Source organism: Kineosporia sp. NBRC 101677 (assembly GCF_030269265.1).
Lineage (GTDB): Bacteria > Actinomycetota > Actinomycetes > Actinomycetales > Kineosporiaceae > Kineosporia > Kineosporia rhizophila.
This window is the reverse complement of record NZ_BSTA01000005.1, coordinates 70,766-85,789: the sequence shown is the minus strand read 5'-3', so window position 1 is coordinate 85,789 and position 15,024 is coordinate 70,766. Positions and strand designations below refer to the sequence as shown.

General features: G+C 74.0%; 1 protein-coding gene (running past one end of the window). It reads right to left on the bottom strand.

Annotation, left to right across the window (positions count from 1 at the left end; translation table 11 throughout):
* Window positions 1-14,925, bottom strand: the 5' portion of a protein-coding gene (locus tag QSK18_RS16580) for a type I polyketide synthase (RefSeq protein ID WP_285620119.1). Its footprint begins 12,840 nt before the window's first position; 14,925 of the gene's 27,765 nt are visible here — the first part of the coding sequence; its start codon is at window positions 14,923-14,925; the stop codon falls past the left edge of the window.
* Window positions 14,926-15,024 lie beyond the last annotated feature (99 nt).

Below are 15,024 nucleotides of genomic sequence, written 5' to 3'. Positions count from 1 at the left end.
GCCCTGACCGGCGGTGGCGGTGAGGAAGCGGGCCTCGAAGTCCAGGGTGCGCGAGTCGCCGATGTGCGCCTCGTCCAGGCCCAGCTCGCGCAGGGTCTGCTGCTTGGCGGTGCTGGCGGTGGCGAACACCTCCAGGCCGAAGTGCCGGGCCAGCTGGATCGCCGCGGTCCCGACCCCGCCGGTGCCGGCGTGCACCAGCAGCCGTTCGCCGCTCAGGACCCCGGCCAGGTCGACCAGGGCGTGGTAGGCGGTGAGGTAGACGATCGGCACACCGGCCGCCTCGGTGAACGACCAGCCTTCGGGCATCCGGGTGATCCAGCGGTGGTCGGTGTCGGCGAAGGGCCCGAAGGCGGCCGGGACGATGCCCATCACCTCGTCGCCCACCTGGAACCCGCTGACCCCGGCCCCGACGGCGGTGACGATCCCGGCGGCCTCGCTGCCCAGCGGCCCGGCCTCGCCCGGGTACATGCCCAGGGCGTTGAGTACGTCGCGGAAGTTCAGCCCGGCGGCCTGGACGCTGATGCGCACCTGTCCGGGGGCGGGCGGGGCGGCCAGTTCGGGCCGGGTGGTGAAGGTGAGTGCGTCCAGGGTGCCGGGCTGGGTGGTGTCCAGGTGCCAGAACCGGCCGGCCGGCGGGATCAGCCGGGCGACGTCGCCGCTGCGGGCCAGTCGCGGGGCCAGCAGCCGCCCACCGCGCCAGGCGATCTGCGGCTCTCCGGCGGCTGCCGCCTCGGCCACCAGCAGGTCGGTGACCGGAGTGCCGGCCTCGAGGTCGATCAGGGTGATCCGGTCCGGGTTCTCCGACTGCGCCGAGCGGGCCAGGCCCCAGGCCGCGGCTGCGGCCAGGTCGCGCGGGGGCTCCTGCGAGCTGGTGGCGACGGCTCCCCGGGTGATCACGGCGAGCCGGTCCAGGCCCGAGCGCAGGGCGGTCTGCAGGTTCTCCAGCAGCCACCCGATGACCTCGTGAACGCGCTCGGCCGGAGCGTCGGCCGGGCTGGCCGGGACGACGAGGGCGATCGCGCCGAGGGTCTGCGGAGTGAGGGCGTCCGTCACGGTCCAGGTGACCGGGGGGATGCTCACCGGCCGGCTCACCTCGACCCAGTGCGGCCGCAGCACCGCCGAGTCGTCGGCCGGTTGTGTGGCCGTCAGCGCCGCGACGTCGACGGGGCGGACCTTCAGCTTCCCCGCCCGCAGAACGGCGCCGCCGTCCGTGTCGGCCACGGAGATCTCGACCTGGTCCGGCCCGGTGCGCCGCAGGTGGGCGCGTACCTGGGTGGCGCCGGTGGCCCAGAGCGTCACGTCGGTGAGCAGGAACGGCAGCTGGGTGCCGGCCTCGTCCAGCCCGGCCAGGCCCGCGGCCTGCAGCACGGCGTCGAACAGGGCCGGGTGCACACCGAAGCCCTCCGGCTCGGTGGGTAGTTCGGCCTCGGCCCAGACCTGACCGTTCGCCGTCCAGGCCCGCTTCAGGCCCTGGAAGGCCGGGCCGTAGACGATGTCCGAGCCGCCCGCGTACTGCCCGCTGAGGTCGGTCTCCACTGCGTCGGCCGTTGCCCAGGTGAAGGTCGGCGGTTCTTCGGCCACGCCGAGTCCGCCACTGGCATGGCGGGTCCAGGCGCCGTCCGCGGTAGCCGCGTGGACGGCGATCTGCCAGGCGCCGGCCTCGTCGGGGGTCAGGGCCACCTGGATCCGGACGCTGTCGCGTTCGGGCAGCAGCAGGGGCGTGTGCAGCACCAGTTCGGTGATCCGGTGACAGCCCACCGCTTCCCCGGCCCGCAGGGCCAGCTCGGCGAACCCGGTGCCGGGGAAGACGATCTGCTCGCCCAGCCGGTGATCGGCCAGCCAGGGCTGCGCCGGCACCGAGAGGCTGCCGGACAGCAGCATGCCCCTGGTCTCCGGAAGGTCGGTGACGGCAACCAGAATGGGGTGGTCGGCCCCCTTCAGGCCGGCTGCGCGCAGGTCCGGGCGCGCACCGGTGGTGTCGATCCAGAACCGTTCGTGGGCGAACGCGTAGGTGGGCAGCTGCGTGACCTGGGCGCCCGGGAACAGCCCGGACCAGTCCACCCGGACCCCGGCCACGAAGGCCTCGGCCAGGGAGGCGGTCAGTCGTCGCGCGCCGCCCTCCCCCCGACGCAGGGTCCCGCTCACCGTCCCGGTGGCCCCGAGCGTCTCCAAGGTCTCCTGGATCCCGGTGACGAGGACCGGGTGCGGGCTGATCTCCAGGAACGTGCGCCGCCCGGCCGCGACCGCCGTGCTCACCGCGTCCTGGAACTGGACGCTGCGCCGCAGGTTCGCGAACCAGTAGGCGGCATCGGCGCTCTCGCTGTCGAACAGCTCGCCGGTCACCGAGGAGTAGACGGCCACCGTAGAGGCTTGCGGCCGGATCGGCGCGAGGTCGGCCAGCAGCCGCTCCTGCAGGCGCTCGACGTGCGCGGAGTGCGAGGCGTAGTCCACCGGGACGGTGCGCGCCCGGACCTGTGCCTTCTCGCAGGCCGCGACCAGTTCCGGGATCACCGCGGCGTCACCGGAGACCACCACGGAGGAGGGTCCGTTGACGGCCGCTATTTCCAGACGCCCTTCCCAGCGGGCCACGAGCTCGCCGGCTGCGATCTCGGACAGTGGAAGGGCGACCATGCCGCCGGCCCCGGCGAGCGTCTCGGCGATGGCACGGCTGCGCAGGGCCACGATCCGCGCCCCGTCGGGCAGGCTCAGCCCGCCGGCCACGCACAGGGCCGCGATCTCGCCCTGTGAATGCCCGATCACCGCAGCCGGTTCCACGCCGTGCGAACGCCAGATCGCCGCCAAGGAGACCATCACCGCCCAGAGGGCGGGCTGCACCACGTCCACCCGTTCCAGGGCCTGTTCGTCGTTCAGGACATCGGCCAGCTGCCAGTCCACGTACGGGGCCAGCGCGGCGCCGCACTCCTGCATCGCCTCCGCGAAGACCGGCGAGGTGGCCAGGATTTCGTGGGCCATCCCGGCCCACTGTGCGCCCTGGCCGGGGAACACCCAGACCGGGCCGGAGGTGTCGGCCACCGTGCCGGTGACGACCTGGGGCGAGGGCTCACCGGCGGCCAGGGCGGCCAGGGCCGTGATCAGCTCGGTGCGGTCGGCGCCGGTGACCACCGCCCGGTGGTCGAACCGGGCGCGGGTGGTGACCAGTGAGAAGGCGATGTCGGCCGGGCCGACCGTACCGGAACGCACGTGGCTGAGCAGGCGCCCGGCCTGGGCGCGCACCACGTCCGGCGTGCGGCCCGAGAGCACCCACGGCGTGATCGCGGGAGACTGCGCACTTCCCGAAGCGGCTGAGGATGGGGCCGGTTCCTCCAGGATGACGTGCGCGTTGGTGCCCGAGACTCCGAAGGCCGAGACCCCGGCCCGGCGCGGGCGGCCGGTCTGCGGCCACGGCGTGTTCTCGCTCAGCAGGCGCACCTGCCCGGCCTGCCAGTCGATCCGGGTCGAGGGCTGAGCGGCGTGCAGGGTCCGGGGCAGCATCCCGTGCTGGAGGGCCATGATCATCTTGATCAGCCCGCCGGCGCCGGCCGCGGCCTGGGTGTGGCCCACGTTCGACTTCAGCGAGCCCAGCAGCAGCGGCTGCCGGCGGTCCTGACCGTAGGTCGCGATCAGGGCCTGAGCCTCGATCGGGTCGCCCAGGGCGGTGCCCGTGCCGTGCGCCTCGACCGCGTCCACCTCGTCGGGGCGCAGCCCGGCCGCGGCCAGGGCCTGCCGGATGACGCGCTGCTGGGAGGGACCGTTGGGTGCGGTCAGACCGTTGCTGGCACCGTCGGAGTTCACTGCGCTGGAACGGATCACGGCCAGAACGCGGTGGTTCTGCCGGAGCGCCTCGGACTGTCGCTGCAGTACGAGCATGCCCGCTCCCTCGGACCAGCCGGTGCCGTCGGCGCCGTCGGCGAAGGCCCGGCAGCGCCCGTCCGGGGCCAGGCCGCCCTGCTGGGTGAAACCGATGAAGGTGTCCGGGGCCGCCATCACCGTGGCCCCGCCGACCAGGGCCGCCGAGCACTCCCCGGCCCGCAGCGCCTGCGCGGCCAGGTGCACGGCGACCAGAGAGGAGGAGCAGGCGGTGTCGATCGTCATGGTGGGCCCCTGCAGCCCGAGCACGTACGCGATCCGGCCGGAGGCGACGCTCTGCGAACCACCGGTCATCAGGTGCCCGGACAGCTCCGGCGCGGCCCGCCCGGCCATCTCCGCGTAGCCGGAGGAGAACACTCCGACGAAAACGCCCACCGGTGCGCCGGACAGCCCGCTCGGGTCGATCCCGGCGTGCTCCAGAGCCTCCCAGGACGTCTCCAGCAGCAGGCGCTGCTGGGGATCCATGGTGATCGCCTCACGGGGCGAGATCCCGAAGAAGGACGCGTCGAAGTCGGCCACCCCGTCGAGGAATCCGCCCTCGGCGGTGACCGAGGCGCCGGTCCCGTCCCCGAAGAGCTCCTCGAGGTCCCAGCCGCGGTCGGTGGGGAAGGCGGAGATCGCGTCGCGGCCATCGGCGACCAGCCGCCACAGCTCGTCCGGGCCGTTCACCCCACCGGGGAAACGGCAGGCCATCCCGACCACCACGATCGGGTCGTCGACGTCGGTGGTCGCGGCCGCCGGTTCCGGCGCTGAGGGTCGGGAGCCACCGAGCTCACCACTCAGGAAGCCGGCGAGGGCGGCGACCGAAGGATGGTCGAAGACCAGGGTGGCGGGCAGGCGCAGCCCGGTCGCAGCAGCCACCCGGTTGCGCAGTTCCACGGCGGTGAGCGAGTCGAAGCCCAGGTCGCGGAACGCCTGCCGGACATCGATGCGGGCCGGGTCCGGATGGGCCAGGACCGCGCCCACGTGGGCGCGCACCTGGGTGTGCAGGAACTCCTCGCGCTCGTTCTCGGCCAGGCTCTGCCAGGTCGCGGCCAGTCCCTCGGGCCGGGCCGGACCGGCGTTCGGGCGGACGGGCAGATGAGGGACGAGGGTGCTGAACAGGGCGGGCACGTCGCCTTGGGCACGGAGCGCCGGGGGCGCCAGGCGGGTCACGGCGAGCACATCAGCCTGGCTGCTCAGGGCCCGGTCGAACAGGGCCAGGCCCTGTTCGACGCTCAGCGGCGGCAGCCCGGACTCCTCCAGGCGCCGGCGGTCGTGCGCGGACAGCGCCCGGGTCAGACCGGCCTGGTGGGTCCACGGGCCCCAGGCCAGGGCGATACCGCTGCGGCCGGCCTGCCGGCGCAGCTGGATCAGGGCGTCGGTGAAGGCGTTGGCGGCCGCGTAGTTGGCCTGGCCAGCGCCGCCCAGCACCCCGGCGAGGGAGGAGAAGAGCACGAACAGCTCGGCGTCGGGCAGCAGCTGGTGCAGGTGCCAGGCGGCGTCGACCTTGGGCCGCAGCACGGCGCTCAGCTGCTGCGGCGTGAGCGAGGTCAGGGTGGCGTCGTCGACCACCCCGGCCGTGTGCACCACACCGGTGACCGGGTGCTTGCGAAGAACCGCGGCCAGGGCGGCCGGGTCGGTGACGTCGCAGGCTTCCAGCACCACCGAGGCACCCAGCTCGGCCAGGTCGGCGAGCAGGCCGGCCGCCGTCTCGGCCTGGTGCCCGCTGCGGCTGAGCAGGAGCAGTTCCAGGCCGGGGTGGGTGGCGGCCAGGTGCCGGGCGACCTCGGCCCCCAGGCCCCCGGTGGCGCCGGTGATCAGGATGCGGCCGGTGATGACGGGAGCGGTTCCACTTTCGCTGAGGCTCCGGATCAGCTGGGGCGCCAGGATGCGACCGTCCCGAACAGCGAGCTGATCGTGGGCCAGACCCACCGCCAGCCCGAGAGAAGCCCCGTCCGAGTCCGAATCGATCAGGCCGATCCGGCCCGGGTTCTCGGTCTGCGCGGAGCGGATGAGCCCCTGCACGGCGGCGGCCGCCGGGTCGATCGGCGTCGTCCCGCCTGCGGCGACGGCGCCACTGGTGACGACGGTGAGCCGGGCGGCGGCGAGACGTTCGTCGCTCAGCCAGGTCTGCAGCTGCTCGAGCATCCAGGTGGTGATCCGGTGGGTCCGCTCGACCGGGTCCTGCCCGGCCTCCGGAGCCGGGACGCGCAGCAGGACGTCGGTGGCACCCGCGAGGTGCGGTTGGCCGGCGAGCCCGCCATCAGCCTCGAGGAAGGATGCGGCCGTCCCTCCCGTAGTGTCGGCATCCTGCCATTCCAGCTGCAGCACCACGGAATCGTCGGCCGCCTGGGCCATTTCCCCGTCGGGCAGGGGCAGCAGGGTCAGGGCGCCGATGCTCAGCACCGGCGCACCGGCCGGGTCGGTCACGGTGATCGAGACCTGGTCGCCGTGGGTATGCAGCCGGGCCCGCACGTGGCCGGCCGCGGAGGCCCGCAGCACCACGTCGGTGAAGGTGAAGGGCAACCGGACCGCGTCGGAGCCGAGGTCGGCGAAGGCGCAGGCCTGGAGCACGGCGTCCAGCAGCGCCGGGTGCAGACCGTATCCGCCCGCCTGGTCCAGATCGGGCAGGCCGGCCTCGGCCCAGACGTCGCTCCCCTGGCGCCAGACCCGGGTCAGGCCCTGGAAAGCGGGGCCGTAGGCGATGTCCAGGCCCTCGGCGTACATCTCCCCCGCATCGACCGCGTCCGCTCCGGCCGGCGGCCAGGAGTCGTCGAAGCCGTCGAAGCTGTCGTCGATGGGGCGGTCGAGCGTGGCGGTGGCATGCCGCACCCACGTCTCGGAACCGTCCGCCCGGGCGTGGATCTGCACCTCCCAAGCGGAATCCACGGGAGCGAGCGCAACCTGCAATTGCACGCCGCCGACCGTGGGGAGCACCAGCGGCGCCTCGAGCACCAGTTCGGCCACCCGCGTTGCGCCGACCGCATCGGCGGCCCGCACCGCGAGCTCGACGAAACCCGCGCCGGGGAACAGGACGCTCTCGCGCACGACGTGGTCGGCCAGCCAGGGATGGGTGTCCAGGCCGATCCGGCCGGTGAACAGCATCCCGCCCGAGCCGGGCAGTTGCACCGATGCGGCCAACAGCGGATGCTCGGCCTTCGACAGGCCGGCGGCCACGACGTCACCGGCGAGGGCGGCAGGAGCGACCCAGTAGTGCTCGTGCTGGAACGCGTAGGTGGGCAGGTCGACGACCCGGCCCGCCGGGAGCAGAACGCTCCAGTCGATCGGGACGCCCCGGACGAAGGCGGTGGCCGCAGCGGTCAGGGCGTCAACGTTTTCACCGGCCCGGCCCCCGCGCAGCACCGGCACGGCGACCACGTCGTCCGAGGCGCTCTGCTGGGCCATCGCGCTGAGGGTGCCGTCGGCGCCGGCCTCGATCAGGGTGCGGGTGCCCAGGGCCTCCAGCGTGGTCACGGCGTCGGCGAACCGGACGGCCGAGCGGGCCTGACGCAGCCAGTATCCGGGAGTGGCGAACTCGGCCGGATCGATCAGTGTGCCGGTCAGGGTGGACACGACCGGGATCCGGCCGGGCTGCCACTGCAGGGTCTGCAGCACCTGCTCGAATTCGGCCAGCGCCGGTTCCATCAGGACCGAGTGGAAGGCGTGCGAGACCGCGAGCCTGCGAGTCCGGCGGCCCTGGCGGGCAAAGTGCTCCTGCACGGCCAGCACCGGATCCTCGACACCGGAGACCACCACGGAACCGGGGGCGTTGACGGCTGCCAGCGACACCTCGTCCGTAAGCAGGTGTGCCACCTCGTCCTCGGTGGCCTCGACGGCGAGCATCGCACCCCCGGCCGGCAACTGCTGCATGAGCTGCCCACGGGCGACCACCAGACGGCAGGCGTCGGCCAGCGAGAGCACCCCGGCCGCGTGGGCGGCGGCGATCTCGCCCACGGAGTGCCCGGCGACGTGGTCCGGGGTGATGCCCCAGGTCTGGAGCATCCGGAAGAGCGCGACCTCGATGGCGAACAGGGCGGGCTGGGCCCAGCCGGTCTGCTCGATCAGGTCGGCGTCCTTCCCCCAGATCACCTCCAGCACAGGACGTCCGAGCAGCCGGTCGAGTTCGGCGGTCACCTCTTCGAGAGCCCGGGCAAAGACCTCGGACGAGGAGTGGAGCTCGCGGCCCATGCCGAGGCGCTGGGAGCCCTGACCGCCGAAGAGCACGGCCACGCCGCCGTTGACGGTCTGGCCCTCGACCAGCCCGGCCCGCGGGGTGCCGTCGGCCAGGGCCCGCACACCGGCCAGAAGTTCCTGGGCGCCCGGGCCGAGCACGACGGCGCGGTGGCCGAAGCGAGCACGGGCGGTGGCGAGGGTGTGGGCCACATCGGCCGGGTCCTGGTCCACGTCCGCCAGGCGAACCGCCTGCCCCCGCAACGCCTCCGGCGTCCGCGCCGAGATCACCCACGCCAGCGGGCCCTCAGCAGCAACCGGCCCGACCGGTTCCTCGAGCTGCGGCGCCTCGATGATCACGTGGGCATTGGTGCCGGAAACACCGAACGAGGAGACCCCGGCCCGGCGCGGGTGCCCGCTGGAGGGCCAGGCCGTGTTCTCCTCCAGCAACCGGATCGAGCCCTCGGCCCAGTCCACCTTCGACGTGGGGGTGCCCAGGTGCAGGGTGCGCGGGACCACCCCGTGCCGCATCGCCTGGACCATCTTGATGATTCCGGCGACCCCGGCGGCGGCCTGGGTGTGCCCCAGGTTCGACTTCAGCGAGCCGAGGTACAGCGGCTCGGAACGGTCCTGCCCGTAGGTCTCCAGCAGGGCCTGGGCCTCGATCGGGTCGCCCAGCACGGTGCCGGTGCCGTGGGCCTCGACCACGTCCACGTCGGCCGGGTCGAGCCCGGCCGCGGCCAGGGCCGCGCGGATCACCCGTTGCTGGGCCGGCCCGTTCGGCGCGGTCAGCCCGTTGGAGGCGCCGTCCTGGTTGACCGCGCTGGAACGCAGCACCGCCAGCACCCGGCGACCTTCGCGGCGGGCGTCCGAAAGCCTCTGCACCACCAGCATTCCGGCACCCTCGGACCAGCCGGTGCCGTCTGCGTCGTCGGAGAAGGCCTTGCACCGACCGTCGGCGGCCAGCCCGCCCTGCACCGAGAACCCGATGAAGGCGTCCGGCGTGGCCATCACGGTCACCCCGCCGACCAGGGCCATCGAGCACTCGCCCGAACGCAGCGCCTGCGCGGCCCAGTGCAGGGCCACCAGCGAGGAGGAGCAGGCCGTGTCCACGGTCACCGCGGGCCCGTGCAGGCCGAGCACGTAGGCCACCCGGCCGGACAGGACGCTCTGCGAGCCGCCGGTGACCAGGTGCCCGGCGACGTCGTCGATCGAGTCCATCGCGACCTGCGTGTAGCCGGACTCGAAGGCCCCGACGAACACCCCGACCGGGGCGCCGGCCAGTGTGGCCGGGTCGATCCCGGCGTGCTCCAGTGCCTCCCATGAGGTTTCGAGGACCAGCCGCTGCTGCGGGTCCATCGCGATCGCCTCGCGAGCCGAGACACCGAAGAAGGAGGCGTCGAAACCACCGACGCGCTCGAGGAAGCCGCCGTTGGCGGTGGCGGACGTCCGGGCCAGGGCGGCCAGGTCCCAGCCACGGTCGGCGGGGAACCCGGAGACCACGTCGCGGCCCTGCTCCACGACCTGCCACAGCGCGTCGGGACCGCCGATGTCACCGGGGAAACGGCAGGCCATGCCGGTGATGACGATCGGGTCGTCGTCAGTGGCCACGGTGGCCTTCGTGGGGGCCCCGGTGGTCGTCACGGCCGGTGCATCGCCCAGGCGGCTCATCAGATGGGCGGCCAGCGCGGTGACCGTGGGGTGGTCGAAGACCAGGGTCACCGGCAGGCGCAGCCCGGTCACCCCGGTCAGACGGTTGCGCAGCTCCACGGCCGTCAGGGAGTCGAACCCCAGGTCGCGGAAGGCCTGGGCGGTGTCCACGGTGGTGCCGGCCGGGTGTCCGAGCACTGCGGCCACGTGCTCGCTGACCAGGCCGGTCAGGGTGCGGCGGCGCTCGGCCAGGGGCAACTGGGCCCAGCGCGCCGCGAAGCCCTCGGCGGCTTCCTCCGCCACCCGGCGGGTGGCCCGGGACGGCACGAGGGTGCGCAGCACCGGCGGCAGGTCGCCCAGGGTCCGCAGGGTGGGCTGGTCCAGGCGGGTCAGGCCGAGCACGTGCTCGTCGGCGGCCAGGGCCCGGTCCAGCAGGGCCAGACCCTGCCGGGCCGACAGCGGAGGCATGCCGGTGCTCTCCAGGCGCCGCCGGTCGATCTCGGAAAGAGTTCCGGTCAGCCCGATCTCGGGGGTCCAGGCGCCCCACGCCATCGACACGGCGGGCAGCCCGAACTGGCGGCGCCACTGCACCACGGCGTCGGCGAAGACGTTGCCGGCCGCGTAGTTGGCCTGGCCGGGGCTGCCGAGCAGACCGGACAGGGAGGAGTAGACCGCGAAGAGGGAAAGGTCCGCCTCGCGGGTGAGGTCGTGCAGCAGCCAGGTGGCGTCGACCTTGGGGGTGAGCACCCCGTCCAGACGTTCGGCGGTGAGGGAGCTGATCACCCCGTCGTCGAGCACCCCGGCGGTGTGCACGACCCCGGTCAGGGGGTGCTCGGCCGGGATCGAGGACAGCAGGGCCGTCAGGGCCGCACGGTCGCTCACATCGGCGGCGGCGATCGTGACCTCGGCGCCGAGCTCGCTCAGTTCGCGGGTCAGGGCCTCGGCGCCCTCGGCCTGGCCGCCGCGGCGGCTGACCAGCAGCAGGTGCCGCACGCCGTGCTCGGCGACCAGGTGACGGGCGGTGAGGGCGCCCAGCCCGCCGGTGCCGCCGGTGATCAGGACGGTGCCGCTGCCCAGCGGGCCGGCCGAGGACGCCTGCTCCACGACCGGTTCGGCGCTCAGCAGGCGGGGGCGGCGCAGCACCCGGCCACGCACGGCGACCTGGGGCTCGCCGGTGGCCACGGCCAGGGTCAGACCGACCAGGTCGGGCTCGGCGCCGATCTCGAGGTCGACCAGCGTCACCCGGCCCGGGTTCTCGGCCTGCGCCGAGCGCACCAGGCCCCAGACCGTGGCCGCGGGCAGGTCGATGACTGGGTCGTCCTCGGCGGTGCCGACCGCGGCGGTGGTGACCACCGTGAGCGGGGTGCGCTCGAGGCGCTCGTCGCCCAGCCAGGTCTGCACCTGCTCCAGCGTCCAGGCCGCGACCGCGTGGGCGGCGGCCGCGACGTTCTCGGGTTCGGGCTGGTGGGCGACGGCCAGGAGGATGCGGCCCGGCACTGGTGCCCCGGCCTCGACCGCGGCGCTCAGGGCCGTGATGTCGGGGTGCTGCAGCGCGGCGCCGGTCACCGGGACCGGCCCGACCGCAACCCAGTCCGAGCCGGCCGTGGCATCAGTGGCGACGGGTGCATCGGGCAGGTCGAGCCAGCGCAGGGTGAGGGCGGCCGAGTCGTCGGGCGCGGTCAGGTTCCCGGCCGGGATCGGCCGGGTGAGCAGCGAGGCGATCGTCAGGACGGCCGCCCCGGAGGCATCGGTCACGGTCACCGCGACCTCGTCCGGCGCGATCTGGTCCATCCGGACCCGGACGCGGGCCGCACCCGTCGCGAACAGTTCCACACCGCTGAAGGTGAACGGCAGCCGCACGTCCTCGAAGGCCGTCGTGCCGCCGAGGAAGGCGGCAGCGTGCAGGACCGAGTCCAGCAGCGCCGGGTGGATGCCGAACCCTTCGGAGGGGACGTCGATCTCGGCTTCGGCCCAGACGCTGCCGGCGTCCTGCCACACCTTGCGCAGGCCCTGGAACGCGGGGCCGTACGCGAGGTCTCCGGGCGCGGAATACAGGCCGGAGATGTCGGCTTCGGTGCCTGCGGGGGGCCAGGAGGTCAGCGTCGGGCCCGGGGCGGGCGAGGCGGCGACCAGGACACCCACGGCGTGCTCGGTCCAGACCTCGAGCCCGTCCGGGCGGGCCTGGACAGAGATGTCGCGGCGCTCGGCGCCGGTTCCGCTCACGTGCACCCGGATCTGGCAGCCACCGTGCTCGGGCAGCACCAGCGGCGCCTGCAGAACCAGTTCCGACAGGTGCCCGCACCCGACCGCGTCCCCGGCCTGCACCGCCAGTTCCACGAACCCGGTTCCGGGGAAGACCACCGATCCGCGCACCACGTGGTCGGCCAGCCAGGGCTGGGTCCGCACCGAGAGCCGTCCGGTGAACAGCAGCCCGGCGTCACCGGGCAGTTCCATCCGTGCCCCCAGCAGGGGGTGCCCCGCAGCGTCCAGCCCAGCTCCCGCGACATCCCCGGCCACGGCCGGAGCCGAAGGCCAGTAGCGCTCGTGCTGGAAGGCGTAGGTGGGCACCGAGGCCTGGGGCCCCTCGCCCAGCAGGCCGGCCCAGTCGACGTTGCCCCCTGCGGCCCAGAACTCACCTAGCGCCGAAAACATCCGCCGCAGAGCACCGTCGCCGCGGTGCAGGGTGGGGACGGTGGCGGCCGAATCGTCCGGCTCCAGACCGTCCGCGCTCTGCTGGATCGCCTGCACCAGCACCGGGTGCGGGCTGACCTCGACGAACAGCCGGTGCCCGGCGTCCATCAGGGCCTGGGTGGCCAGGTCGAAGCGCGCCGTCTCGCGCAGGTTGCGCACCCAGTACCCGGCATCGGCCGTGGTGGTGTCCAGTTCCTCACCGGTGAGCGAGGAGTACACCGGCACGGCCGCGCGGACGGGGGCGACATCGGCCAGGTCCTCCAGCAGCCGCTCGGTGATCGTGTCGACCTGCGCCGAGTGGGAGGCGTAGTCCACCGGCAGGATCCGCACCCGCACGCCGTCGCTCTCGCACTGCGCCGCCAGTTCCTGCACCGCCGAGGGCTCACCGGCGACGACCACCGAGCCGGGAGCGTTGACCACGGCGACCGAGAGCCGCCCGCCCCAGGCCGTCAGCAGCTCCTGGGCCCGCTCCAGCGGCAGGCCGACGGCGACCATCGCCCCGGCTCCCGCCAACTGCTCGGCGATGGCCCGGCTGCGCAGCGCCACGATCCGGGCGCCGTCGGCCAGGGTGAGGGCGCCGGCCACACACAGCGCGGCAATCTCGCCCTGTGAGTGCCCCACCACCGCGGCGGGTTCGACCCCGTACGAGCGCCAGGTGGCCGCGAGCGAGACCATCACCGCCCACAGGGCCGGCTGCACCACGTCAACTCGTTCCAGGGCACTCTCGTCATTGAGGACGTCGGTGAGCTGCCAGTCCACGAACGGCGCCAGGGCGCGGGCACAGTCGTCGAACGAAGAGGCAAAGACCGGTGAGGAACCGAGCAGTTCCCGGGCCATCCCGGCCCACTGCGCCCCTTGTCCCGGGAAGACGAAGACCGGGCCGTCCTCGGCCTCCAGGGCCCGGGTGACGTCCGGGGCGCCGGAGGCCACGGCCTGCAGGGCGTCCCGCAGCTCGCTCAGGTCGGCGCCGGTCACCACGGCCCGGTAGGACAGCGCGGCCCGGCCAATGGCCAGCGTGCGTGCTGCGGCCTGGGCATCCTCGACGGGCCACTGCCGCAGCCGGGCGGCCTGCTCGCGCAGGGCGGCCGGCGACTTGGCCGAGACCATCCAGGGAACCAGCGAGAGCCCGGACGCCGCCGGTGCGGGGGCCTCGTCCGGGGCCGCTTCCAGGATCACGTGCGCGTTGGTGCCGGAGACCCCGAAGGCCGAGACCGCGGCCCGGCGGGGGCGATCCACCTGCGGCCAGGACCGGGCCTCGGTGAGCAGGCGCACCGCCCCCCGCGACCAGTCCACCTTGGCGGAGGGCGCGTCCACGTGCAGGGTGCGCGGCAGGACCCCGTTGCGCAGGGCCATGACCATCTTGATCACACCCGAGACCCCGGCCGCGGCCTGGGCGTGCCCGAGGTTGGACTTCAGCGAACCCAGCCACAGCGGGTCCGTCTCGGAACGGTCACGACCGTAGGTGGCCAGCAGGGCCTGCGCCTCGATCGGGTCGCCGAGAATCGTTCCGGTGCCGTGACCTTCGACCACGTCCACGTCGGCGCCGCGGAGCCCGGCCGCCTGCAGGGCGGCCCGGATCACCCGCTGCTGGGCCGGGCCGTTGGGCGCGGTCAGGCCGTTCGACGCGCCGTCCTGGTTGACCGCGCTGGCCCGCACCACGGCCAGGACGCGGCGGCCCTGACGGTGCGCCTCGGACAGGCGCTGCACCACCAGCACGCCCGCACCCTCGGCCCAGCCGGTGCCGTCGGCCGCCTCGGCGAACGCCTTGCAGCGGCCGTCCGGGGCCAGGCCGCCCTGCTGGGAGAAGCCCACGAACACGTCGTCGGAGGCCATCACCGACACGCCACCGACCAGCGCCGTGCTGCACTCACCGGCCCGCAGCGCCTGGGCGGCCAGGTGGAGGGCGACCAGCGAGGAGGAACAGGCCGTGTCCACGGTCATCGACGGGCCGCGCAGGCCCAGCACGTACGAGATGCGGCCGGAGACCACGCTCTGCGAACCGCCGGTGATCAGGTGCCCGGCCAGCTCGCTGTCGGCGCGGTCGGCGATCTCGACGTAGCCCGAAGGGCTGGCCCCGGCGAAGACCCCGACCGGCTCTCCCGCCAGGGCGGTGGGCGAGATCCCGGCGTGCTCAAGAGCCTCCCAGGCGGTCTCCAGCAGCAGCCGCTGCTGCGGGTCCATCGCCAGCGCCTCGCGCGGGGAGATCCCGAAGAACGCGGCGTCGAAGTCGGCGACCCCGTCCAGGAAGCCACCCCGGCCCGTGCTGGAACCATCGGCCAGGGCGTCCAGGTCCCAGCCCCGGTCGGTGGGGAAGGCGGTGACGGCGTCGCGGCCCTGCTCGACCAGGTCCCACAGACTGTCGGGGCCGGTGACCCCACCGGGCAGCCGGCAGGCCATCCCGACGATCGCGATCGGCTCGCTGCCGGCCGCCTCCAGCTCCTGGTTGCGGCGCTGCAGTCGCTTGTTCTCCAGCATGGCCGACCGCAGGGCCTCGACCATCCGGCTCTGCTGGTCCTGCGCTCGGGCGGGCTGGTTCACAGTGGTGTCCTTCTGCGGCGGGGTCATTCGTCCTCCCCCAGGGCCAGGCGGATGAGGTCGTCGACATCCGCGGTGAGGAGGGCTTCGTCGTCTTCGTCGGTCACCGGCACAGCTGCGGCCGGGCGC